At 44.5% G+C, this 21,363-nt stretch carries 29 protein-coding genes and 3 tRNA genes; 29 read left to right on the top strand and 3 right to left on the bottom strand.

Annotated features, from left to right (window positions below; translation table 11 throughout):
* Positions 1-3: 3 nt before the first annotated feature.
* The 17 genes from EQO05_RS04125 (at position 4) to EQO05_RS04045 (ending at position 9,249) form a co-directional block, all read left to right on the top strand.
* Positions 4-333, top strand: a complete 330-nt coding sequence (locus tag EQO05_RS04125) for a 30S ribosomal protein S17 (protein WP_128504031.1) — start codon at positions 4-6, stop codon at positions 331-333.
* Positions 330-728 carry a 50S ribosomal protein L14 gene (gene rpl14p / locus EQO05_RS04120; protein ID WP_128504029.1) on the top strand — a complete coding sequence of 133 codons (399 nt, stop codon included), beginning with the start codon at positions 330-332 and terminating at the stop codon, positions 726-728. Before EQO05_RS04125 ends, rpl14p begins: the two co-directional genes overlap by 4 nt.
* 10 nt (positions 729-738) lie before the next feature.
* Complete coding sequence (rplX, locus tag EQO05_RS04115) at positions 739-1,089, top strand: 50S ribosomal protein L24 (RefSeq protein ID WP_128504027.1); 351 nt, start codon at positions 739-741, stop codon at positions 1,087-1,089.
* 13 nt (positions 1,090-1,102) lie between these two features.
* Positions 1,103-1,810 carry a 30S ribosomal protein S4e gene (locus EQO05_RS04110; RefSeq protein ID WP_128504025.1) on the top strand — a complete coding sequence of 236 codons (708 nt, stop codon included), beginning with the start codon at positions 1,103-1,105 and terminating at the stop codon, positions 1,808-1,810.
* Positions 1,811-1,814: 4 nt separating this feature from the next.
* Positions 1,815-2,312 (top strand): 50S ribosomal protein L5, encoded by a 498-nt coding sequence (locus EQO05_RS04105; protein WP_128504190.1) that lies wholly within the window; start codon positions 1,815-1,817, stop codon positions 2,310-2,312.
* Positions 2,313-2,465, top strand: a complete 153-nt coding sequence (locus EQO05_RS04100) for a 30S ribosomal protein S14 (protein ID WP_128504023.1) — start codon at positions 2,313-2,315, stop codon at positions 2,463-2,465.
* Between the two features lie 10 nt (positions 2,466-2,475).
* Positions 2,476-2,868: a 30S ribosomal protein S8 gene (locus EQO05_RS04095; RefSeq protein ID WP_128504021.1), complete on the top strand. Its 393-nt coding sequence runs from the start codon at positions 2,476-2,478 to the stop codon at positions 2,866-2,868.
* 17 nt (positions 2,869-2,885) lie between these two features.
* The gene (locus EQO05_RS04090; RefSeq protein WP_128504019.1) at positions 2,886-3,416 is read left to right on the top strand and encodes a 50S ribosomal protein L6; all 531 of its coding nucleotides are present in this window, start codon (positions 2,886-2,888) and stop codon (positions 3,414-3,416) included.
* A 10-nt stretch (positions 3,417-3,426) separates the two neighbouring features.
* Entirely contained in the window at positions 3,427-3,852 is a 426-nt protein-coding gene (locus EQO05_RS04085; protein WP_128504188.1) for a 50S ribosomal protein L32e, read from the top strand.
* A 2-nt stretch (positions 3,853-3,854) separates the two neighbouring features.
* On the top strand, positions 3,855-4,307 hold the full coding sequence (locus EQO05_RS04080) for a 50S ribosomal protein L19e (RefSeq protein WP_128504017.1): 453 nt from the start codon (positions 3,855-3,857) through the stop codon (positions 4,305-4,307).
* A gap of 16 nt (positions 4,308-4,323) precedes the next feature.
* Positions 4,324-4,848 (top strand): 50S ribosomal protein L18, encoded by a 525-nt coding sequence (locus EQO05_RS04075; RefSeq protein WP_128504015.1) that lies wholly within the window; start codon positions 4,324-4,326, stop codon positions 4,846-4,848.
* Positions 4,849-4,857: 9 nt separating this feature from the next.
* Entirely contained in the window at positions 4,858-5,484 is a 627-nt protein-coding gene (locus EQO05_RS04070; protein WP_128504013.1) for a 30S ribosomal protein S5, read from the top strand.
* Position 5,485: 1 nt separating this feature from the next.
* Positions 5,486-5,947 (top strand): 50S ribosomal protein L30, encoded by a 462-nt coding sequence (locus EQO05_RS04065; protein WP_128504012.1) that lies wholly within the window; start codon positions 5,486-5,488, stop codon positions 5,945-5,947.
* A 10-nt stretch (positions 5,948-5,957) separates the two neighbouring features.
* A complete protein-coding gene (locus EQO05_RS04060; RefSeq protein WP_128504010.1) occupies positions 5,958-6,380 on the top strand; it encodes an uL15m family ribosomal protein in 423 nt (140 codons plus the stop codon).
* Between the two features lie 143 nt (positions 6,381-6,523).
* Positions 6,524-8,002: a preprotein translocase subunit SecY gene (secY, locus tag EQO05_RS04055; RefSeq protein WP_128504008.1), complete on the top strand. Its 1,479-nt coding sequence runs from the start codon at positions 6,524-6,526 to the stop codon at positions 8,000-8,002.
* Positions 8,003-8,135: 133 nt separating this feature from the next.
* Complete coding sequence (locus EQO05_RS04050) at positions 8,136-8,786, top strand: adenylate kinase (RefSeq protein ID WP_128504006.1); 651 nt, start codon at positions 8,136-8,138, stop codon at positions 8,784-8,786.
* Positions 8,787-8,970: 184 nt separating this feature from the next.
* Positions 8,971-9,249 (top strand): sugar-specific transcriptional regulator TrmB, encoded by a 279-nt coding sequence (locus EQO05_RS04045; protein WP_128504004.1) that lies wholly within the window; start codon positions 8,971-8,973, stop codon positions 9,247-9,249.
* Positions 9,250-9,555: 306 nt separating this feature from the next.
* Here the strand turns inward: EQO05_RS04045 and EQO05_RS04040 are convergent, their stop codons facing one another.
* Positions 9,556-10,170, bottom strand: a complete 615-nt coding sequence (locus EQO05_RS04040) for a DapH/DapD/GlmU-related protein (protein WP_128504002.1) — start codon at positions 10,168-10,170, stop codon at positions 9,556-9,558.
* Between the two features lie 683 nt (positions 10,171-10,853).
* On the opposite strand from EQO05_RS04040, the gene EQO05_RS04035 reads away from it, so the two are divergent.
* The 12 genes from EQO05_RS04035 (at position 10,854) to EQO05_RS03980 (ending at position 19,069) form a co-directional block, all read left to right on the top strand.
* On the top strand, positions 10,854-11,474 hold the full coding sequence (locus EQO05_RS04035) for a DUF106 domain-containing protein (protein WP_128504000.1): 621 nt from the start codon (positions 10,854-10,856) through the stop codon (positions 11,472-11,474).
* The gene (cmk, locus tag EQO05_RS04030; RefSeq protein WP_128503998.1) at positions 11,474-12,016 is read left to right on the top strand and encodes a (d)CMP kinase; all 543 of its coding nucleotides are present in this window, start codon (positions 11,474-11,476) and stop codon (positions 12,014-12,016) included. Before EQO05_RS04035 ends, cmk begins: the two co-directional genes overlap by 1 nt.
* 126 nt (positions 12,017-12,142) lie before the next feature.
* A complete protein-coding gene (locus EQO05_RS04025) occupies positions 12,143-13,159 on the top strand; it encodes an RNA-guided pseudouridylation complex pseudouridine synthase subunit Cbf5 (RefSeq protein WP_128503996.1) in 1,017 nt (338 codons plus the stop codon).
* Between the two features lie 187 nt (positions 13,160-13,346).
* Positions 13,347-13,429 (top strand) — tRNA-Ser (locus tag EQO05_RS04020).
* A gap of 261 nt (positions 13,430-13,690) precedes the next feature.
* Complete coding sequence (locus EQO05_RS04015; RefSeq protein ID WP_128503994.1) at positions 13,691-14,179, top strand: 30S ribosomal protein S13; 489 nt, start codon at positions 13,691-13,693, stop codon at positions 14,177-14,179.
* A gap of 23 nt (positions 14,180-14,202) precedes the next feature.
* Positions 14,203-14,859, top strand: coding sequence for a 30S ribosomal protein S4 (locus EQO05_RS04010; protein ID WP_128503992.1), 657 nt, complete (start codon positions 14,203-14,205; stop codon positions 14,857-14,859).
* Positions 14,860-14,861: 2 nt separating this feature from the next.
* Complete coding sequence (locus EQO05_RS04005) at positions 14,862-15,242, top strand: 30S ribosomal protein S11 (RefSeq protein ID WP_011034088.1); 381 nt, start codon at positions 14,862-14,864, stop codon at positions 15,240-15,242.
* A 73-nt stretch (positions 15,243-15,315) separates the two neighbouring features.
* Positions 15,316-16,116, top strand: a complete 801-nt coding sequence (locus EQO05_RS04000; RefSeq protein WP_128503990.1) for a DNA-directed RNA polymerase subunit D — start codon at positions 15,316-15,318, stop codon at positions 16,114-16,116.
* Between the two features lie 305 nt (positions 16,117-16,421).
* Positions 16,422-16,509 (top strand) — tRNA-Leu (locus EQO05_RS03995).
* Positions 16,510-16,627: 118 nt separating this feature from the next.
* A tRNA-Leu gene (locus EQO05_RS03990) sits at positions 16,628-16,712 on the top strand.
* Between the two features lie 399 nt (positions 16,713-17,111).
* The gene (locus EQO05_RS03985) at positions 17,112-17,462 is read left to right on the top strand and encodes a hypothetical protein (RefSeq protein ID WP_128503988.1); all 351 of its coding nucleotides are present in this window, start codon (positions 17,112-17,114) and stop codon (positions 17,460-17,462) included.
* 548 nt (positions 17,463-18,010) lie between these two features.
* On the top strand, positions 18,011-19,069 hold the full coding sequence (locus EQO05_RS03980) for a tetratricopeptide repeat protein (protein ID WP_128503986.1): 1,059 nt from the start codon (positions 18,011-18,013) through the stop codon (positions 19,067-19,069).
* Between the two features lie 319 nt (positions 19,070-19,388).
* Here EQO05_RS03980 and EQO05_RS15415 read toward each other — a convergent pair whose 3' ends face one another.
* Positions 19,389-19,760, bottom strand: a complete 372-nt coding sequence (locus EQO05_RS15415) for a DUF2795 domain-containing protein (protein ID WP_205793682.1) — start codon at positions 19,758-19,760, stop codon at positions 19,389-19,391.
* Positions 19,761-20,112: 352 nt separating this feature from the next.
* Positions 20,113-20,673 (bottom strand): hypothetical protein, encoded by a 561-nt coding sequence (locus tag EQO05_RS03970; RefSeq protein WP_128503982.1) that lies wholly within the window; start codon positions 20,671-20,673, stop codon positions 20,113-20,115.
* Positions 20,674-21,363: the final 690 nt, after the last annotated feature.

Below are 21,363 nucleotides of genomic sequence, written 5' to 3'. Positions count from 1 at the left end.
CTCATGGCAAGAGATATTGGATTAAACATACCGGCGCCATCAGAAGAATGTGATGATTCATACTGTCCCTTCCACGGCACACTCCCAGTAAGAGGTCAAATCCTTGTGGGCACCGTGGTCAGCAGCAAGATGGACAATACGGTAGTTATTGAAAGGCAATACATGAAAATGGTGCCGAAATACCAGAGATACGAGAAGAGACGCTCGAAGGTTCACGCACACAACCCGCCCTGCATTTCAGCAAAAGTCGGGGATATCGTCACAATAGCGGAATGCAGGCGTATAAGCAAGACCAAATCCTTTGTGGTAGTTAAAGCGGAGGTGCCTAAATGAAAGGCATACGCTCCAGCATCCCAAGGGCTCTTAATGCAGGCGCCAAAGTTCCCTGTGTGGACAACACCGGAGCCAAGGTCGTTGAGATTATCTCTGTCAAGAAGTACAGAGGAGTCAAGAACAGAATGCCCTGCGCAGGTATTGGGGACATGTGTGTCGTCTCGGTAAAGAAGGGCACTCCTGAAATGAGGAAACAGATTCTCCTTGCAGTAGTGGTTCGCCAGAAACAGGAGTTCCGCCGCCCGGACGGGCTGCATGTGTCCTTTGAGGACAATGCCATGGTAATTACGGACGAAGACGGAATTCCCAAAGGCACGGACATAAAGGGTCCTGTAGCAAGAGAAGTAGCTGAAAGGTTCCCCAAGATCGGGACCACAGCATCTATTATTGTCTGAGGTGGCGAACATGGTATCCAAACAGCCAAGAAAGCAGAGAAAAGCAAGATACAATGCGCCTCTGCATATCAGACAGAAATTCATGGGTGCAAGGCTCAGTGAAGCGCTCTCCAAGGAATATGGCACAAGAAGTGCTGCAGTTGTCGCGGGCGATACCGTGAAGGTCATGCGCGGAGACTTTAAGGGTACTGAAGGAAAGGTCCAGACCGTTTCTCTTCAGGACGGCAAGATTGCTGTGGACGGAGTTATTTCCACCAAGGTGGACGGTACCGAAGTCCCAAGACCTATCTACCCCTCCAATGTTATGATCACAAAGCTGGAACTGAAGGACGGGCGCAGAGCATCAAGCATTAAGAAGTGAGGCAGGTGATTTTGTGACACACCAGAAAAGATTATCAATCCCAAAAAGCTGGAAGGCCGGGAAAAAAGGTTATAAATGGGTCTCCACAACCCACCCGGGGCCTCACAGCCAGGCACGCAGTCTTCCGCTCGGAATCATAATTCGCGACATTCTCAAGCTCGTAAACAACAGCAGGGAGGGTAAGAGGATTCTTTCGGAAGGCAAGGTTCTTGTAGACGGCATTCCGAGAAAAGACCTCAGGTTCCCTGTCGGGCTTTTTGACGTAATTACACTCCCGCTCATAAACGAAACATACAGAATGCTCCAGGATGAAAAGGGGCGCCTGACCCTTCACAAGTTGAGCGAGACAAACGTCAACAAACTGTGCAGGATTAACAACAAGACTTCCCTCAAAGGAGGAAAGGTGCAGCTTAACCTGAACGATGGGACCAATATTCTTGGCTCCAACGAGTACGGCACAAAAGACTCTCTGATTCTTTCCGTGCCTGACAAGCAGGTAGTAAAGCACCTTCAGTTCAAGGTCGGCAACCTGGCAATGGTTGTAGGCGGCCAGCACTCCGGAGAAATCGGAACGATTAAGGAAATCAAGGAAGTTCAGAGTTCCAGACACAACACAGTTGCGATTTCCGGGGAAACCGATTTCGAAACGATTGAAGATTACGTAATCGTCATTGGCGAGGACAAGCCTGAGATTCGGCTCGGTGGTGAGGTAATTGAGTAATTCTATGCGCACGCCGGTTGTTGAGAAGGTAATTGTCCACATGGGTGTTGGAGAAAGTGGCCAGCATCTCGTAAACGCCGAAGAGATCCTCAGGTCTATTACAGGACAGGAAGTTGTCAGGTGCTTTGCCAAGAGGACTCTTCCGGCTTTTGCGATAAAGAAGAACGAACCCATAGGCTGCAAAGTTACTCTTAGAGGCCAGAAAGCCCAGCAGTTCCTTGAGATAGCTCTGAATATCGTTGAGAAAACCCTGGTCCGGTCCCAGTTTGACTCCCTTGGAAATGTCTCTTTCGGAGTTGAAGAACACACTGATTTTCCGGGTATGAGATATGACCCTAACATCGGGGTTTTCGGGATGGACATAACAGTTGTGATTAAGCGCCCTGGAGAGAGAATCTGCAAGAGAAGGATCGCAACCAGGAAGATCCCGACTAACCACAGGGTTACAGTCGAGGACGCAGTTGCTTTCCTTAACGAAAGCTATGGCGTGGAGGTCATGTAAATGGCAGAGACTATAGATAAGTCCGGAAGAGGAGTAAACGTATGCAAGCGATGCGGTAGAAGGCAGGGTCTTGTCCGCAAATACGATATTTACCTCTGCAGGCACTGTTTCAGGGAGATTGCCCACGAGATGGGTTTTGAGAAGTATTCGTAAGGTGATTAAAATGGTATTACTTGATCCTCTTGCAAACGCCCTTACCACAATTAAAAATGCCGAAGTTATAGGGAAGAGCTCCTGTGTTATCAGGCCTGCTTCCAAGAATATCGGCAATGTGCTGAAGGTTATGCAAGATCTCGGATACATTGGAGAATTCGAGTTTATCGATGACGGAAAAGCCGGAGTCTACAATGTTACCCTTGTGGGAAGAATCAACAAATGCGGTGCAATCAAGCCGCGGTATTCCGTGGGAACTGGCAGCTTTGAACGCTGGGAAAAGCAGTTCTTGCCGGCAAAGAACTTTGGTGCCCTTATAGTAACTACTTCAAGCGGAGTCATGTCCCAGTACGATGCCCGTGAGAAGAAGATTGGCGGGCAGCTTCTTGCTTATGTGTACTGAGCTGGAGGGAACAGGAAATGGTTAAGGAAATTGCAAGAACAATAGAGATTCCTGAAGGAGTTTCCGTCTCTTTATCTCAGGATGTGTTTACAGCAAGGGGCCCTATGGGGACTGTAGAAAGAAAGTTATGGTACCCCGGAATCAAGATCGAAGTCAGGGAAGGCGAAGTAGTGGTGGATGCAGAATCCTCCAGGAAAGAACAGAAAGCCATGGTAGGGACTTTTACTTCCCATATCAAAAACCTGATCACAGGCGTAAATGAAGGCTTTGAGTGTAAGATGACTATCTTGTACGCTCACTTCCCAATGCAGGTAAAAGTTGATGGTAAGATCTTCGTAATCGGAAACTTCCTTGGAGAAAAGAAGCCAAGACTTGCAAAAATTCTTGGTGAGACAAAGGTTAAGGTAAGCGGAAATGAGGTAATTATTTCCGGAATCAACAAGGAAGACGTCGGGCAGACTGCCGCAAACATTGAACAGAAGACCAAAATCAAGAGATTCGACCCGAGGATTTTCCAGGATGGAATCTACATCGTGCAGAAAGCCTGAGGTGATTATGATGGCAGAAGAATTAAAATCAGAAGGTACTCTTGATATGGACCCCGAGTCCAGGCGATTATTCAATGTGAGAAAGGTCCAGAAGGGAAAGAAACCCCAGTTCAAGAGAGCAGCTTATCATAAATTTAAGAGGCTTGACAGCAACTGGAGGCGTCCCAGAGGTACTCAGGGCAAACAGCGCAGAAAGTATATTTCAAAAGGTGCGCTTGCCCAGGTAGGGTATGGAAGCCCTGCCGCAGTAAAAGGCCTGCACCCCTCCGGTTACTCGGATGTACTTATTTCCAGCGCTGCTGAGCTTGAACTTGTTGATCCCTCTTATGAGGCTATCAGAATAGCATCGACAGTAGGCGCAAGAAAGAAAGCTCTTATCATCACAAAAGCCGAAGAACTCGGAATTAAAGTGCTGAACCCTGGAAGGAGTGAATAAAAATGTCAGATCTGGCCAATCAGAGAAAGTTAGCCTCTAAAGTTCTCGAATGCGGGCTTGACAGGGTATGGCTAAATCCGGAAGCCTCCGAAGAGATCGCGTCGGCAATTACCAGGGAAGATATCCGTGGGCTCATCGAGAAAGGCACTATTAAGGCCAAGCCGGTAAAAGGAGTCAGCAGAGGCCGAGCCAGAGCTCTTGCCGCCAAACGTAAGTATGGACACTGCAAGGGTCACGGTTCGAGAAAAGGTAAGAAAGGAGCCCGTACTCCGAAGAAGGAACTGTGGATCAAAAAGATCCGGGCTCTTAGAAGAAGACTCAAGGAACTGCGTGCAGATGGCTCACTTGACAAGTCCGTGTACTGCAGACTTTACAGGAAAGCAAAAGGCGGAGAATACAGAAGCGTTTCCCACCTGAATTCCCACCTTGGGTCCGAAAAACTATTAAAGAAATAACCTGGAGGAGCTAAATATGGCAACAGGACCAAGATATAAGGTTCCTTTTAGAAGAAGAAGAGAAGGACGCACTAATTACCACCTGCGGCTCAAGTTACTGCTCTCAAGGCAGGACCGTGTTGTCGTCAGGAAGAGTGCAAGAAATGTTCAGATCCAGTTAATAGCTCCGACCCCCGAAGGGGATATAACTTATTCCTCAGCCGTTTCGAGTGAGCTTGCCAAGTACGGTTACACAGGGGCTACCGGAAATACAACGGCTGCATATCTTACAGGGCTCCTTTTCGGACTGAAAAGCTTGAAAAAGGGGCATGAGGGAGGCATTCTGGATATAGGACTTCAGGCTTCCTCTGCAGGCTCCAGAGTCTATGCTGCTCTTAAAGGCATTGTAGACTCGGGCTTCGAGATCCCCTGCAGCCCTGAAGTTTTCCCTTCGGATGAAAGAATCCGGGGAGAGCACATTGCTGAATACAGAGAAGAGAGCTCAGATCTGCCAGAGCAGTTTGAAGCAACCAAAGAGAAAATCTTTGCTGAATTTAGTTAAGGTGATTAAATGGCATTCGATCAAGATTGGGTTCCGAAAACCAGGCTTGGAAAATTAGTCGTAGAAGGACAGGTTGCTTCCATGGAAGAAGCAATTAAATCAGGCCTGCCTATCAGGGAACCCCAGATAATTGATATGCTGCTTCCTGACCTGGAAGATGAGGTGCTCGATATCAACATGGTCCAGAGGATGACTGACTCAGGACGCCGTGTAAAATTCAGAGCAACCGTAATCGTAGGGAACAGAAACGGCTATGTAGGACTCGGGCAGGCAAAGGACGTGCAGGTAGGGCCTGCTATCCGCAAGGCAATTGATGCTGCAAAGCTCGATATCACCTATATCCGCAGAGGCTGCGGATCCTGGGAATGTGCCTGCGGACTGCCTCACACTGTTCCTTATGAAGTTACAGGAAAGGCAGGCAGTGTAAGCGTGACTCTTATCCCGGCTCCAAGAGGTCTTGGAATCGCTGCAGGGAATACTGCAACCAAGGTGCTGGAAAAAGCCGGTATCAAGGATGTATGGACAAAGACCTTCGGAACTACCCGGTCTACCCTCAACTTCGCAAAGGCAACCTTTGATGCCCTTAACCAGGTCAATGTTATGAGGCTGCCAGTGAACTGTAAGGAGGAAGCCTGAGATGTATGCTGTTGTAAGGTTGAGAGGCCAGGTTAATGTCCGGTATACCATTGAAGATACCATGAAGATGCTCCGCCTGCACAAAGTCAACCACTGTGTGCTTGTGCCAGAGAATCCTCATTTCAAAGGTATGGTTCAGAAGGTAAAGGACTACGTTGCCTACGGGAAAGTTGATGCAAAAACTCTCGCAGAGATCCTCGAAAACCGTGGAAGGCTCGAAGGCGATACCCGCCTGACCGAGGAATACATCCGGGAAAACACAGCCTATGACTCAATTCAGGCTTTTGCAGAAGCTGTAATCAAAGGGGAAACTACCCTTAAGGCGGTACCCAAACTGAAGCCTGTTTTCAGGCTTCACCCTCCAAGAAAAGGGCATTCCGGGATTAAAAGGACCGTACAGCAGGGCGGCGAACTCGGAAATCACGGCGAGAATATTAATGCGCTCCTGCACAAAATGAGATAAGGTGGTTGGAATGGATACAAAGAAGTTCAGAGGATCCAGGACCTGCGGAGGCGGAACTCACAAAAACAGGCGTGGAGCTGGAAACCGCGGAGGCCGTGGAAAATCCGGTGCCGGTAAACACCACTTCGTAAGAGCTATCTTAAGGGGATACAGCTACGGAAAGCATGGTTTTAAGCGCCCTGCTGAGATTTCCAGAGATGTCTCCATAGTAAATGTGGGAGAACTTGACGAGCTTGCTCCTTATCTTGCTGATGAAGGGCTTGCAGAAGTCAAGGACGGAGCATACCATATTAACCTTGAGAACCTCGGAATCGAAAAAGTGCTCGGAAGCGGACGTGTTACGAAGAATCTTGTGGTTACTTCGGAAGAATTCTCCGCATCTGCCCGCGAAAAAATTGCGAATGCCGGCGGAAGTTGCATCGATGCCGAATAAGTAGTGTCACTCTGACATTACTTATTTCAATTCTTTTGGTAACTTTTTCATATTAGATGTACTATATTACCAATGTCTTACGGTAAAATGTAATCTAATATTTCAAACATTTATAAATAAATTATATTTTAATGGTGTAATCGATGACTCTCAGGGATACGTTAGAACCGTTTTTTAACAAGTTACCTGCAGTAGCAAGTCCGGAAAAACACGTCCATTTTAAGGATAAGCTCTGGTGGACTCTGGGAGTCCTTATGCTGTACTTTGCTCTGGCAAATGTACCGCTTTTTGGGATGTCCCAGGATTCGGTTGACCTTTTTGAATCTTACCGTGCCTTTTTTGCAGGCGCGTCTGGATCTCTTATTCTTCTAGGTATCGGGCCTATTGTCACGGCTTCGATTGTCCTGCAGCTTCTTGTTGGAGCAGATATTATTAAATTGGACCTGTCGGACCCCAGAGACCAGGCATTCTTCCAGGGAGCCCAAAAGTTCCTTGTGTTTGTCATGATCCTGCTCGAGGCTCTGCCGCAGCTACTTGGTGGGTATATCCAGCCTGATCCAGGGCTTGCTTCTGTTCTTGGTGTAGGCCTGGGAGTAATCACCTTCCTGCTCCTTATCCAGATCTTCATTGGAGGCGTACTGATTCTTTTCATGGATGAAGTGGTTTCCAAGTGGGGTATAGGCTCAGGAGTCGGGCTTTTCATTGTTGCGGGAATCTCCCAGCAGATTGTTACAGGTATCTTCAACTGGCAACCTGATGAAACAGGACTTCCACTAGGTCTGATTCCTAAATGGGTTTATATCGCCCAGAATGTCGGGGCAGACTACCTCTTCTCAGGTGAGGGTTTGATGTTCATCCTGATCAGAGGAGGAATTCTGGCACTGCTGAGCACAGTTGCTATCTTCCTGCTTGTGGTGTATGTGGAGAGTACGAGGATTGAAATCCCTCTCGCGCACAGTGCAGTAAGGGGAGCAAGGGGTCGATTCCCTGTCAAGCTTATATACGCCTCAGTGCTGCCGATGATCCTTGTCCGGGCCCTTCAGGCTAATATCCAGATGATAGGAATTATTCTCTCCAGCCGGGGGATTAATTTCCTTGGTGAGTTCAGTGGGTCAACGCCGCTTAACGGGATCATGTATTACCTTGCTCCCATAAACAGCCCTTACGACTGGGTTCCGTCTCTCGTGCGGGAGTCCTTTGCAAGTTATGGAGTTGCCGCGCCTGCTATCTGGCAGATTGGACTTCATGTTTTCATGGATGCGGTTATGCTTATCGGAGGCGGGATTATCTTTGCTCTCTTCTGGATAGAAACCACAGGCATGGGTGCAAAGCCTACAGCCCAGAAGATCTATAATTCCGGAATGCAGATTCCTGGTTTCAGGCGGAATATCGGCAGTATTGAAAAGGTCATGCAGCGTTATATTCCGAAAGTAACCGTTATAGGTGGAGCTTTCATAGGGGTTCTCACACTGGTTGCAAGCTTGCTGGGTACCATTGGAAGTGCTGGCGGTACAGGTTTGCTGCTTACTGTGAGTATTGTATACAGGCTCTACGAGGATATCGCGTCTGAACAAATGATGGAAATGCACCCGATGATCCGTTCCTTCTTCGGGGAGCAGTAAGGATTCATTTCGGGCTGCGAAAAGGGCAAGAAGGAATCAAATCTAAGTGTAGCTTAAAAGGCTTTAAATCGAATCCAGTAACATAAACTAGCAACGTAAACAAACTAAAGGATACAGACACAGGGATCTTCGAATGAATATAATAATCTTCGGGCCCCCAGGTGCAGGAAAAGGCACCCAGGCCAAAAAAATGGTTGATTTCTACGGAATCCCGCAGATCTCCACAGGGGATATCCTGCGGGCGAATGTCAGGGAAGGGACCGAACTTGGGCTTGCAGCCAAGGCATATATGGACAAAGGAGAACTTGTTCCCGATGAGGTGCTTATAGGGATTATCAAGAACCGCCTGAAGGAACCGGACTGTGAAAAGGGCTTTATCCTTGACGGATATCCGAGAACTATACCCCAGGCTGATGCTCTTGCAACCATCCTTGACGAGATCGAGAAGCCCATAGATGTTGTCCTCAATCTTGAAGTGCCTGACGAAGAACTTGTCGAGAGGATAAGCGGCCGCCTGATGTGTAATAACTGCGGTGCGAGCTACCACAGAACTTTTAACCCGCCGAAAAAGGAGGGTGTATGTGATGTTTGCGGCGGTGAACTTTTCCAGCGTGCCGACGACAGAGAAGAAGCTGTCCAGAATCGCCTCAATGTTTATAAAAGGCAGACTCAGCCCCTTATTGACTATTATGCAAAACAGGGTATTCTGGTATCTCTTGACGGCACTAAAAACATAGATGAAGTTTTCGAAGATATAAAGGCGATCCTTGCGAAGTTTGCCTGAAAACTTCATTATTTTTTCTTTTAATTTTATTAAGTTTCTGGATTTTCGATATTTTCTTTCACTCAGCTTGTCTAATAAAAAGCCTCTGCTTCTTTCTCTTCTATTTGATTCAAACAATTAATATTTAAATAATATGCGGCTGTTTATGTCAACAAGAACTATACGACGGAGAAGCTGGGTTAATATGACTGAAAACTCAATCGAAGAACTGGTTAACTGGGTTATCAGTGTTGACCGCCGTTTGATTCTTATGGATTCCATGAAAAGGCATACTTTTGTCCGGGCTTCGGATATTGCCCATGAAGCAAGCCGATCCACACAGAATATCAGCCACGCTTTAAAGGAGCTTGAGAGTAGAGGCTTGATCCAGTGTTTAACTCCTGACAAAACGACCTGGAAAAAATATACCCTGACAGATGAAGGAAAAAAAGTTCTGGAAAAACTGGAAGGTAAATATCTTTAATACCTGGGTTACCTGAATCAGGGAATTGCTGGGGAATCCCTAATTACTGGGAACAATAGTCGAATATTAATCGAAAATGAGCAGAATATCTCGATCTGGATATTAACCGACGTATGAACATCCTGTCAATCAAGTATTACCTCGAAGTATAAATTTACTCTATCAATCAAGTATTACCTCGAAGTATAAACATACTCTATCAACCAAATACTAACCCGAAGTATGAATGAATCTGAAGTATGAATGGAATTTGTAAATAAAAATATTAACCGGAAATGTTCTCAAAAAAATTAAACCGGAAACTTTTTAATCAGGGCTTTCAGGGCTTTGAAGCTCGTCGTTTCCTCTTTCCTGCAACAGGCATCGAGGCAGGGCTTTGCCCTCAAATTGTATATCTTGATACCCTTTTACCAGCTCAAGATTTGCTCTGACAACAGATTTTTTAAACTCTGCAAGGTCAGTTGTAATATCATCAAGTACGCCTGTTATTTTCTGGTCTGTGATGACGGCTCCATCAGGTACCATCTTATGCGGAAGAATTTCGACTCCGCGGACGACCGCCCTGTGAAGAACCGCGGTATCTTCTCCCAGGCTGCAGTCGAATACTACGGCTCCGAATCCGATAAAACAGTTTTTTCCTATCTGACAGGGCCCATGTACAATACATCCGTGAGCAAGAGAGGTTCTGTTACCTATCTTCACTTCTGAATTGGAAAGGGAATGAATTATTACATTGTCCTGAATATTACAGCCGCTCTGGATAACAATTGAAGATCCGGGTTCATCTGCCCTGATTACAGCGTTTGGCCCGACAAATACATTTTCCTCGATAGTTACATCTCCGATTATGAGCGCAGTATCGAATATCCAGGCTTTGCTGCTTACTTTCGGGAACTGCCCACCGGGGTTTGGAAGTTGCATTTTTCAAATTCCTCCTGATACTCCGCAGTATGAGCCCTAACTCCGGCTCTACATACGTTATGTATGGTTATGATAACTTATGAGAACCTATTTAAATATACTTTCTCATTTTTCCACCCACAAACTTTTCACAACCCTTTTACAAAAAAAAGGTGGTCGCAAGCCTTTTACAAAAAATCCTTGACCGCAAGCCTTTTCAAAAAAGGCTTGAGCGAAAACTTTTTCAAAAAAAGTTTTATCAAAAACTATGCTTTATCGAAAATAACGTAGCGGCGTGATCGATCGGCGAAACGCAAGCCTTTTTTGAAAAGGCTTGAGCGAAAAAATCCCCACGTAACGGCGTGATAAACCGGCGCAACGGTTTCGGGTCAACGGTTTCAACGCAAGCCTTTTCAGAAAAGGCTTGAGCAAAAACGCATGCTTTATCTAAACCAACATAACCGGAGCGTGATCGACCGGCGCAACGGTCGCGGGTCAACCGAATTTCATCGAATAGTATAACTTATATATACATCGACACTTATTTACCAGAACAACCTTCGTTATCATTTAATGCCAGCTCCGTAGTCGAGCTGATTTATCAGAACTTTACAATACTCTAAGCTTATCAAGCTTTTATCTATCGGAATTTTCTACATTCTAAAATCTCAGAATAATTATTGAACCTGAATGGTGAGGACGACTTGGTTTCAGAGACATTAAAAACTCAAATAGATCGGTTCCTGCTGGCTCTCGGTTTTTCCCTTATGATAGGGATTATGGTTCTTGGAGAGGGTTTCAGGAACGCTGTAGGGGAAGCCGTCGGGACCTTAATGAATCCCGTACTTGCTCTGGTCGGACAGGAGAATTTCCATCTAATTCTTCTGGTAATGGCGGCTATTACTGCAATTTATGCATCCCTTATCCAGAAATATACAATTGACTGGGAACTCATGAGGAATACCCAGGAACGCATGAAGGTTTTCCAGAAGGAATTCAGGGAGGCGCAGCTATCTCAGAATACCTATATGCTGAAAAAACTTGAAGACCAGCGTAAGGAGATGATGGAAGACCAGATGAAGATGTCCAAGCAGCAGTTCAAGCCAATGGCTTACATCAGTATCATTTCGCTTCCTCTCTTTATGTGGGCTTATTTTTTCATCAGCGGGCACGGGAATGCTACTATGGTTTTTCCTTTCTGGGGTGAACAGTTGCTTACTTCTCAGGCTTTTTGGCCTTTCCAGCACTGGATATACTGGTACTTTATTTCATCTCTCGGAGTTAGCCAGCTTGTCAGAAAGGCGCTGAATATCGGTGGGGTCTGATGCGGATAGCTGTTAGCGGGCTTCCGGGGAGTGGAACGACAACAATTTCGAGGCTACTTGCGGAATATTATGAACTTGAATTGATCTCCTCGGGTGAGGTTTTCAGAAGGATTGCAAAGGAAAAGGGAATGAGCCTGGCAGAATTCGGAGCTATGGCTGAAAAAGACCCTTCAATTGACCTGGCTATTGATAAGAATCAAAGGGCTGTTATTAACAGTCAGGAGAATCTGATCCTTGAGAGCAGGCTTGCAGGCCATATGGCTAAAGATGTCCCGAATGTGCTCAAAATCTGGATAAAAGCCCCATTACCTATCAGGGTAAAACGTATCCTGAGGCGGGAGAAATCAATGTCTTTTGATGAAGAGCTTGAAAAAACAATCGAGAGGGAAAAATCCGAAGCTCTCCGTTATATGAGTTACTACAATATCGATATTGGTGACCTCTCGATTTATGACATTGTTATTGATTCGGATAAGTGGAACCAGTACCAGATTCTTGACATTCTCAGGGTCGCTATTGATTCCCTTGTAGGGCCGGAATAATTCCAGAAAGTCATCTCAAAGGCTGGATTTTTATACAAAGCGTAGAGTTTTATTTGCCGGAACCTGATATACAGGATACCGTCCCGATTACATCTATACATCCAATTCAGGAGTTTTTGAAAAACTATGTCATCTGCCGGCAAATTGCCATCCGAAGCCGAGAGGGTTCTGGTCCGGAAGACTGGTGCCTGGACGAATCCCTCCTACGGCACTTATCCGGAAAAGCGACCTATCCTCGAGTATATTGAGAAAGGGGTTGTAAATATTGATAAACCCAAGGGACCTACAAGCCATGAAGTTGCAGCCTGGGTAAAGGGTATTCTTGGCGTGAGTACGGCAGGGCATGCAGGCTCTCTTGATCCCAAAGTTACGGGGCTTTTGCCAGCATTACTCGGAAAGGCTACAAAGGCTGTCCCTGCTCTGCGCCTTTCGGGAAAGGAATATGTCTGCCTTTTGAAACTTCATAAGGAAATGCCTCAAAAATCGATAAGGCAAGTCTGTGAAGAATTTACAGGCCCTATATACCAGATGCCTCCTATCAAATCGGCTGTCAAGCGAGTTATCAGGATAAGGACGATTTATTACCTTGAAATGCTTGAGATTGAAGGCAGTTCGGTACTCTTCCGCGTAGGCTGTGAAGCCGGTACTTACATCAGGAAACTCTGCCACGATATAGGGCTTGCCCTGGGTTGCGGTGGGCACATGCAGGAACTCAGGAGGACGAAAGCAGGCCCTTTTACCGAGGAAACGCTTGTCACGCTTCAGGATGTGAAAGATGCTTATGTGTTCTGGAAGGAAGACGGGGATGAATCCGAACTCAGGCGGGTAATCATGCCAATGGAAACGGCTGTAGCTCACCTTCCCAAGATTATCCTGAGGGACAGCGCGGTAGATGCAGTCTGTTCCGGGGCTGCTCTGGCAGTTCCGGGCATTACAAGCCTGGACGCAAATCTTGAGAAAGGGGATCTTACAGCTCTGTTTACCCTTAAAGGTGAACTTATCGCCCTTGCAAAAGCTGAAATGAATACGGAAGAGATCCTTAAAGCTTCTTCCGGGATTGCAGCGAGCTTGATCCGGGTTATGATGGAAGCCGGGACCTATCCCAAAGGTTGGACTAAAAAAGAGGATAATGTTATACCTTAACCTCTGAAACTCTTTTTTAAATACCTTTGCTTAGAATAAAGTTTATATATCACTATTCCGTTATGGTATAAGTCGTGCCACAAGCCTTTTCAAAAAAGGTTGAGCGAAAACTTCAAAATTGAGACGGCATAATCAACCGGCACAACGGTTGTGCTTAACCAAAGTCCAGATAATTTCTGTCATAAGTGCCGAGGTAGTCTAGTGGTAGGGCGCAAGCCTGGAAAGCTTGTGGGGCTTAGCCCCTCGGGAGTTCGAATCTCCCCCTCGGCGTCAGACTCTTTCTAATTCACGTTCGTAAGTTCGTAAGTATTTTCTTATTATCCTTCAATACTTTCTACGGACATTGCCTGCAAGGGTTTCCTTTTACTCCGCCAGAAGCATATTCAGTAACAAACCCGATGCAGATATCCTTATATACTGGTAATTGCATGTAAATGAACTCATCAGTATATGCTGTAAAGAAGCTCCTTTAGAGAGCTGCTCCTGACTTTTTCGCGTATTCTTTAAGGGTATTCGATCAGGGGCTACAGGATGCTGTATGCATTCCCCTGGAGGGAGTATATGGTAGAAGAAAAGAATAATGAAGAATTAAGGCATCTTGTTCGGATTATGAATACCGACTTGCAGGGGGCAAAACCCGTAGAATATGCCCTTACAGGTCTCCCGGGAATAGGGAGGCGCACCGCTATCCTTATTGCAAAGGGCGCAGGGGTAGACCCAACTGCTACACTTGGATACCTGCCAGATGAAGAAGTGGCAAAACTCGACAGCGCAATCGGGAAGTTTGAGGAGATTGTTCCTTCCTGGATGTTGAACAGGCAGAAAGACCTGGCAACAGGACAGGACAAGCACCTGCTGGGAACGGATATCTTACTGACTTTCAGGGAAGATATTAACAACCTGAAGAAGGTCCGTGCCTACAGAGGTCTCAGGCACGAAAGGGGCCTTAAGGTCAGAGGACAGAGAACAAAATCCACAGGCCGCCGCGGATCAACCGTCGGTGTCAGCAGGAAGAAGTGATTTTCCGGTTGAGGTGATTGAAAATGGCATATCCAGGTAAACAAAGTAAAAGTTTCGAAACCCCTAAGCACCCCTGGCAGGAAGCCAGGATGGCATCCGAAGTCCAGCTCATAAAGGCATACGGCCTTAGAAATAAGAGAGAAGTCTGGAAAGCAGCCAGTATGCTCAGGATGTACAGGACCGAAGCCAGGAAATTACTCGCAAGCGCTGCAAACTCTCAGGAAGGAGGACTTGAGGGACATCAGAAGACTCAGTCCGAAGAAATTCTTTCAAAGCTTATCCGCTATGGTATAATCAAACCGGATGCAGATGTTGACGACATCCTCTCCTTGAAAACTGAAAATATCCTTGAAAGGAGACTCCAGACCCAGGTTCTCCGTCTCGGGCTTGCCAGGACCGTCATTCAGGCACGCCAGTTTATCACTCACGGGCACATCGCAGTAAACGGCAGAAAGGCTACCATTCCGGGAATGCTTATCTCAAAGGAAGATGAGATGCATATCGGGTACTATGGGACTTCTCCGCTTGTTAGTGAGTCTCACCCTGAGAGGCCTGTGCAGGTGGCATCTTTCCTTGCAGACAGCACAACTACTTTGAAGGCAGTCGCAGAAGCAAAGCAGGCTAAAGAGAGACCTCCTGAAAGAGGCGGCGGAAGGAAAAGGAGAGGAGGGAGGAGATAACCATGGCAGACATGAAATGGGCCGTAGCTCACATCAAATCTTCATTTAACAACACAATTATTACTGTAACTGATATCACAGGGGCTGAAACCATTGCAAAGTCCTCAGGTGGTATGGTTGTAAAAGCTGCAAGAGATGAAAGCTCTCCATATACTGCCATGCAGATGGCAGGCCAGCTTGCTGACCAGCTAAGGGATAAGGGCATCAATGGCATCCACATAAGGGTAAGAGCCCCAGGTGGAAACAAGCAGAGAAGCCCGGGTCCTGGCGCTCAGGCTGCAATCAGGGCTTTTGCAAGAGCAGGAATCCGGATTGGCAGGATCGAAGACGTCACTCCTGTCCCGCACGACGGCACTCGCCCGAAAGGCGGAAGGCGTGTATAAGAGAATTTTTCAGGGAATTCTTTTAAAATTCTCTTTTTTTGAATGCATTAAAATATAAGGGAAATTAAGGTATATGACGATGGAAGTAGACATTCTGGAGTTATCGGACAGATCTGCAAAATTCGTGCTATCAAAAGTTAGTACCTCTTTTGCCAACGGCATTCGGCGTGCCATGATCGCAGATGTACCAACACTTGCGATCGAGTATGTGAACCTTTATGACAACACCTCGGTACTCTATGATGAGCAGCTGGCTTTACGTCTGTCCTTAATCCCGATTGTAACGGATGCGGAGACGTATGTGCCACAGGCAGAATGCGATGTCTGCGGCGGAGAAGGCTGTCCTGCCTGTGAGGTTTCCTTAACCCTCAGTGCAGAAGGACCGGGCACGGTTTATTCGAGAGATCTGATCTCATCTGATCCGAAGATACAGCCTGCTGACCCTACCATACCTATTGTCGAGCTGAAAAAGGGGCAGAAACTTGTGCTTGAGGCTGTAGCTCATATGGGTTACGGCAGGGATAGCGTTAAATGGCAGGCAGGAGTCGCTTGCGGCTACAAGAATGTACCTGTTATAAACATTCAAAATTGTGACGCATGCGGACACTGTGCAGCCGAATGTCCTAAAGGCATTATACGGTTCGAAGAATCAGGGGCTAAAGTTTCAGAGGAAGATATCCTCAAATGCTCGCTTTGCAGACTCTGCGAGCAGGTCTGTGATATTCATGCGATAAAAGTCGACTTCGATGAAAACGCTTTTGTGTTTACAATGGAGTCCGATGGTTCTTATACAGCCAGAGATCTTGCAATTAATGCGGCAAATGTGATCAAAGGCAAAGCCGAAGAAATTTTGAGCATTCTGGACCAGTTCTGAGCCGAAGCTCGGACACGGGCCCAAACCTAATTTTTTTCTGAGGCACCGTAGAGCCCTGAACATTTCAATACATAGTTATATCTATGGACTTTTTACCTCTGATTTATTACCTTTTCTATGCATGTTCTGCGGCTGAGTAACATCGGGGCTGTTTGTCTTAATGGCGTTCTTTTAAAATTTTCTTTTCCTGACTCATGTGACTCGAAATGTTTATATATTATCCACGATATTGTGGGGGAGTGCAAGGCGTAAAGCGCGCCGGATTATCAAAATGAAACCGCTCTGAAACAGGATTAAAACGAGATGCGAGGGTTGCCCAGCCAGGTCAAAGGCGCTAGGTTGAGGGCCTAGTCTTGTAGGAGTTCGTGGGTTCGAATCCCATCCCTCGCACCAAATTTCTTAATCTGTTCGCTTAAAAATCTATTGACTTTAAAAACTTCAATTTTCGTACATTTCTATACGTCCTTTTTGTAAAGAATTTTCACGATTCTTTATCTGTAAATGTCGCTATGCGAGGGTTGCCCAGCCAGGTCAAAGGCGCTAGGTTGAGGGCCTAGTCTCGTAGGAGTTCGTGCGTTCGAATCGCACCTCTCGCATCAAATCTTCTATTCTTTCAATTTAAAACTTTTAACTTATATACCTATTTTTAAAACTTCCCGGATGCTCTTTTTAATTTAAGCGGGGCTCTCGGTTTGGACAATTCAGTTAGAAGCCTTAGATTATAAGAAAAGGGCTGCAGAAAAAAGTATGTATCGGGATACTTTTATAACTAAAAGTAGATAAAAGTAGAAAAATAGAATTAGTTTTATAAATATATGTATATATTAAATAAATTTGCAAGCTTGTTTAGCACAAGTATTAAGACAAGAACTTTTCACTTTTACAGATGTGGTAGAAGGGTATGAGAAGTAACAAGTAGGAGCTCTGTTATTGATTTTATAGGGGAGCCCCTGGGAACAGACTTCTGCCAATTCTACTGGACAAAAGCAAATTTGATGGATTTACCAGTTCCTTTTTTCAAAGTAAATATGGTGGACAACGAGCTGTGCATATTGCCACATTCAAATCCGCCGGAAGCAAGAGAAGCTTTTAGATGGGCTGTCCCTGATCTTGATATTAATCTGGAGTGGGATGTCGCCGAGAGCAAGCGTGCGGAGGATGAATCCGGAAGCGTGTTGAAAAACTCCGTGCAGCAAGCGTGGAGTTGGCTCACTTCAATTGCGCATGGCAGCAGGGAAGTGTGGATAATTGAGTTGAAAGAGGAAACGAACAAACTCTGCAATAAGCTCGGTGAGCCTTTTCTTTGTTGCATCAAAACAGCTTTCAGTAATACGAAGTCCGGATAAAGAGATGTAATGGGCTTAAAATTTTTTACGTCAAACTCTTTTTTGCTTAAAGACAATTTTTGATATAATTAATTTAAAGTAATTTATGTCATTAGTATATTCTGGAGTTGGGGAACAGGAAATAAGGGGTATCATCTATCAATAAAGAATTGCCTGGAGGTCTCTGGTCCTTCTTCGGATCAATATGCTTGGGGGAGCATAATTTGAAGAGACTGTATTGGGGGATACAGTAAACGGATGCAGCGTCTCCGGGCTTCTCTATTAGTTTTTATGATCAGTGGGGCTATTGCCCGGGCATAACGAAAAATACTGAAATTCGCTAACTGGCTGATTTTCTCCTTTGATAAAGAAAATGTACTTCGTTCAATATCTTTTTTCAAAAAGTATCTTTTAGTATTACATTGCAAATATATAATCTTGGGAGATATTGGTTTTAGGAATTAGCGCGGGTTAAAGAAAATCAATGCAGGTTTAAAAGCCAGTGAATTTAGCTGGGTATGGGATTAAGTAACTAATTTTTGATAAGTAAATTATCGGGTCCTGGTGTTATGGCTGAGGCAGATAAAGATCGTGAACTCATGCAGTCCGAGAGAAACCCCTTGCATGAAGAGGAATTTCCCGGATCATGGATAAATGAGGAAAGACAAACTAATCTGGAAGTTATTGAGATCATCGGGTCTCTAATGCAGGATGAGGAATTCTCATTAGAAGATGAGAGTAGCCTTACCATTAATAAAATATTGTCTTTTCTTAACAAAGAAATCGATGAAAATCGAAACTTTACCGAAGCGCTGCTTATCAAAGGCACAGTCCTCTATAAAACCGGCAAATATAACGGTGCAATAGAAGCTTTTGACCGTGCTCTGGAAACTATACCGGAAGAAACTGATGGAAACTTGTCCCTCTGGACAAAAAATGATAGTATAAATTATAAATATGCGTTGAAGTTTAAGGCGCTTGCCCTGTTCAAGCTCGGAAGATATAAAAAGGGACTGGATGCACTTAACGAGATCCTGGCAGTCTATCCGGATGACCTGGAGATTCAGGAATATAAAAATATAATATCTGTACTTGAAGATGAGAGGTTAATCAAAGAGTTGAATAATCTTCCATATATTTATCCAAATGTGTCAGACAATCGGGAGCGTAAAAGTAGACCGGTTTATGATCCTGATAGGTATGTGAGAGCGCTGGAAGAACTTGATAAAGGTCTTGAAATTAATCCGCAAGATGCGGAGATCTGGAGATACCGGGGCTCTGCCCTTTATATGCTTGGTAGGTATGAAGAAGCACTGGAAGCTTTTGATAAGTCCCTGGAAATTAACCCTAAAAATGAAACTGTCTGGAGCTTTAGAGGTTCTACTCTTTATATGCTCGATAGGCCTGAAAAAGCATTAAAAGCATTTGATAAGGTGTTGCAAAAGAATCCGAATAAATTTGAGGCATGGTTTAACAAGGGGTCTATTCTCTTTGAACTCAGAAGATACAAACAGGCACTTTCTGTAGTAGAAAATGCCTTAAGAATTAACGCTAAAGACACAGATGCTTCAAATCTCAGGGATTCTATTCTTTGCAAACTTGACAGAGGTGAAGAATCAATTACCTGACCAGGACGAGGAACCAGTTACCTGACCAGCACAAGGAATTAATATTTCTTAAATAAAGTCCAAATCGACTCTGACAATATTTGAGTTCTAAATTCAGGAATCCTATTCTTTTTCTAATTTTATGTGCTGTTTGTTGTACTGTTTGTTTATTATACTGTTTAAGGGAAAATTCGAGGGAATATTTGCCCCTCAAAACTCAGGATATGAGCTGATCCAGGCCGAAATCGCAGTTTTTTTCTTTTTGTTTCTGATCTTTTTATTTTTGATCTTTTCGTTTCTTGTCTTTTTTCTTTTGATACTGTTTCACTCTAAACAAGAATTATCTGCTCTGAAGCCTGGTTCTGCATTCGTTGATTACATCATCTGGACTGGAATACTCTTTGTCCGGACAGGCTTCAAGAGCCCTTATTATTACGTCGCGGATGTGAAGATTCCTGGCATCGTTGACAAGCTCCTGCTTCGATGCAGGATATTTCCTGGTATGGAAAGCCTCTACAGCCCTTTGAAAGCTTTCGAATTCATCGACGACATCGTCAGAACTGGAGTATTCGCGGTCTGGAATATTCTCAAGAGTTTGCATTGTGTCGCCACTAATATTTTGCCTTCTGGCTTCGCCGATTACTTGTTTCCTGGTTGCAGGATATTTCACATTTCCTAAAATACTCTGAACCTCGGTAACACTTGCTTGCATAACTTTTCTCTCCCACGTTTGATCCTGTTTTCTCATGTGTCCCTCGCTGGTATCAGGTGTTATTTTCTCCTGAACTGCTAAGTTCATCTTCCGGTTTTGAAGCTAAATTTATACTCATCGCCTTGCCCGATTTAATTGCCCACCCTTCATACATTATTACTCTAATATAATAAAAAGAATTCAAACCAAATCTTTACTAAAAGAGAACTCTTCAGGCTGAACTTCGAATTTTATCAATGTTTAAAAACTTCCTGGCTGAGGATTGACGCACATATTTTGCATTTTGAAGGAAGTTCAATATTTAAAAAAAGTTATCCTGAAATGGGTGCATGCATTCCAGGATGTATGTATTTTACCTTTGCCAGTGAGTTTCTTCCATGTCAATAGCCGCAAAAATCTGTACGAGGGGGTGCCTTTTTATAGCTCTCATCAAATCTTCCGGGGTATACTCCATACCATATTCGTAACACGAAAAAAGTCCCATATGATACAGGATTACATCCCGTTCTGTGCGTGTAAGTCTCATGTATTTCTTAATTCTTTCAATGGAAAGAATCGAGTGTTTATTATTCGCAGGATGTCCTTCTAACGTCTTATAGTTACCATAATCCCCAATGTATAACCCTTCCTTGCAGACGTCATGACATAAAGCAATGATTATTAGAGAATCTTCAGGAAGCTGTTCTTTCCTCTTCAGGCGGGAGTTTGATAATTTCAGGGGCTCCAATAAGTTTAAACAATGTTCTGCGAGTCCGCCAGGATAGTCCCTGTGATATTTTGTACTTGCAGGTGCAACAAAGAAATCCGACTTTTCAAGATACTGAATATAATCTCTAATTCCTTCTCTTCCTATCTCCTTCAAAAGCTCGATAATATAGGTCTCGTTGGCAAAAACTTCACCCTCAGTTAACATTCCAACCCCTTCAAGTGCCGAAATATAGAGATTTTACACTCTTATTTTCAGATCAAAGATATTATTTGTTAATAACTGAGAATATATTTAGACTTTAGAGCATACATAAATATAATAGAATAAATTTTCCTTAAATTTAATAATTATAGAAAGCTAAGGAAAATATACAGAAGGGGAACAGGTTTGTTCTAAGATTATCTGGATAAATTTATTCAGGTCTCGTTCATTAATTAACTACCTGTCCTTTATCTTAGTTTCTTTTTTAATGGGTTGCCTTATGAAGGTTTTGAGTTTCTCCGGCTTTTAACTGAGAGAGCACCTTTTCAGATTTCCTTCACCAATTATTACTTTCTACCTGACTTTTATGTCTCAGCATTCTATTAAATCGCCCGGTCTCCATTAAATCAGATACTTATCTAAGCAAATCCTCAAACAAGTTAATGCCCGGATGAATTTAAACATACACATAAATCAGGTTTCCGGACAACATAGGCAACTGCGCAGTACAGGGGGAAATCTGTAGTAGATCAACCGATTAAAAAGCAGGAAATGTGAAATGATTAACTGCTGCAGTAGCAGACAGGATATCCTGTATGACCTTCTAAACTTCCGGCTGGTATCCGAAAGTTTATAGTTTCTCTCAAATACGATTATTTAGAAAACTTTAAGCATCGAAGATACATATTTTTA

The organism is Methanosarcina sp. MSH10X1 (genome assembly GCF_004099695.1).
Taxonomy (GTDB): domain Archaea; phylum Halobacteriota; class Methanosarcinia; order Methanosarcinales; family Methanosarcinaceae; genus Methanosarcina.
Note: the sequence above shows the minus strand (reverse complement) of the source record. Positions and strands in the feature narration are given on the sequence as shown.

Bases quoted from the DNA above. Each gene is read 5' to 3' on its own strand.
- EQO05_RS04125 (WP_128504031.1), top strand. From the start codon at position 4: ATGGCAAGAGATATTGGATTAAACATACCGGCGCCATCAGAAGAATGT.
- rpl14p (WP_128504029.1), top strand. From the start codon at position 330: ATGAAAGGCATACGCTCCAGCATCCCAAGGGCTCTTAATGCAGGCGCC.
- rplX (WP_128504027.1), top strand. From the start codon at position 739: ATGGTATCCAAACAGCCAAGAAAGCAGAGAAAAGCAAGATACAATGCG.
- EQO05_RS04105 (WP_128504190.1), top strand. From the start codon at position 1,815: ATGCGCACGCCGGTTGTTGAGAAGGTAATTGTCCACATGGGTGTTGGA.
- EQO05_RS04100 (WP_128504023.1), top strand. From the start codon at position 2,313: ATGGCAGAGACTATAGATAAGTCCGGAAGAGGAGTAAACGTATGCAAG.
- EQO05_RS04095 (WP_128504021.1), top strand. From the start codon at position 2,476: ATGGTATTACTTGATCCTCTTGCAAACGCCCTTACCACAATTAAAAAT.
- EQO05_RS04090 (WP_128504019.1), top strand. From the start codon at position 2,886: ATGGTTAAGGAAATTGCAAGAACAATAGAGATTCCTGAAGGAGTTTCC.
- EQO05_RS04085 (WP_128504188.1), top strand. From the start codon at position 3,427: ATGGCAGAAGAATTAAAATCAGAAGGTACTCTTGATATGGACCCCGAG.
- EQO05_RS04080 (WP_128504017.1), top strand. From the start codon at position 3,855: ATGTCAGATCTGGCCAATCAGAGAAAGTTAGCCTCTAAAGTTCTCGAA.
- EQO05_RS04075 (WP_128504015.1), top strand. From the start codon at position 4,324: ATGGCAACAGGACCAAGATATAAGGTTCCTTTTAGAAGAAGAAGAGAA.
- EQO05_RS04070 (WP_128504013.1), top strand. From the start codon at position 4,858: ATGGCATTCGATCAAGATTGGGTTCCGAAAACCAGGCTTGGAAAATTA.
- EQO05_RS04065 (WP_128504012.1), top strand. From the start codon at position 5,486: ATGTATGCTGTTGTAAGGTTGAGAGGCCAGGTTAATGTCCGGTATACC.
- EQO05_RS04060 (WP_128504010.1), top strand. From the start codon at position 5,958: ATGGATACAAAGAAGTTCAGAGGATCCAGGACCTGCGGAGGCGGAACT.
- secY (WP_128504008.1), top strand. From the start codon at position 6,524: ATGACTCTCAGGGATACGTTAGAACCGTTTTTTAACAAGTTACCTGCA.
- EQO05_RS04050 (WP_128504006.1), top strand. From the start codon at position 8,136: ATGAATATAATAATCTTCGGGCCCCCAGGTGCAGGAAAAGGCACCCAG.
- EQO05_RS04045 (WP_128504004.1), top strand. From the start codon at position 8,971: ATGACTGAAAACTCAATCGAAGAACTGGTTAACTGGGTTATCAGTGTT.
- EQO05_RS04040 (WP_128504002.1), bottom strand. From the start codon at position 10,170: ATGCAACTTCCAAACCCCGGTGGGCAGTTCCCGAAAGTAAGCAGCAAA.
- cmk (WP_128503998.1), top strand. From the start codon at position 11,474: ATGCGGATAGCTGTTAGCGGGCTTCCGGGGAGTGGAACGACAACAATT.
- EQO05_RS04025 (WP_128503996.1), top strand. From the start codon at position 12,143: ATGTCATCTGCCGGCAAATTGCCATCCGAAGCCGAGAGGGTTCTGGTC.
- EQO05_RS04015 (WP_128503994.1), top strand. From the start codon at position 13,691: ATGCTGTATGCATTCCCCTGGAGGGAGTATATGGTAGAAGAAAAGAAT.
- EQO05_RS04010 (WP_128503992.1), top strand. From the start codon at position 14,203: ATGGCATATCCAGGTAAACAAAGTAAAAGTTTCGAAACCCCTAAGCAC.
- EQO05_RS04005 (WP_011034088.1), top strand. From the start codon at position 14,862: ATGGCAGACATGAAATGGGCCGTAGCTCACATCAAATCTTCATTTAAC.
- EQO05_RS04000 (WP_128503990.1), top strand. From the start codon at position 15,316: ATGACGATGGAAGTAGACATTCTGGAGTTATCGGACAGATCTGCAAAA.
- EQO05_RS03985 (WP_128503988.1), top strand. From the start codon at position 17,112: ATGGATTTACCAGTTCCTTTTTTCAAAGTAAATATGGTGGACAACGAG.
- EQO05_RS03980 (WP_128503986.1), top strand. From the start codon at position 18,011: ATGGCTGAGGCAGATAAAGATCGTGAACTCATGCAGTCCGAGAGAAAC.
- EQO05_RS15415 (WP_205793682.1), bottom strand. From the start codon at position 19,760: ATGCAAGCAAGTGTTACCGAGGTTCAGAGTATTTTAGGAAATGTGAAA.
- EQO05_RS03970 (WP_128503982.1), bottom strand. From the start codon at position 20,673: ATGTTAACTGAGGGTGAAGTTTTTGCCAACGAGACCTATATTATCGAG.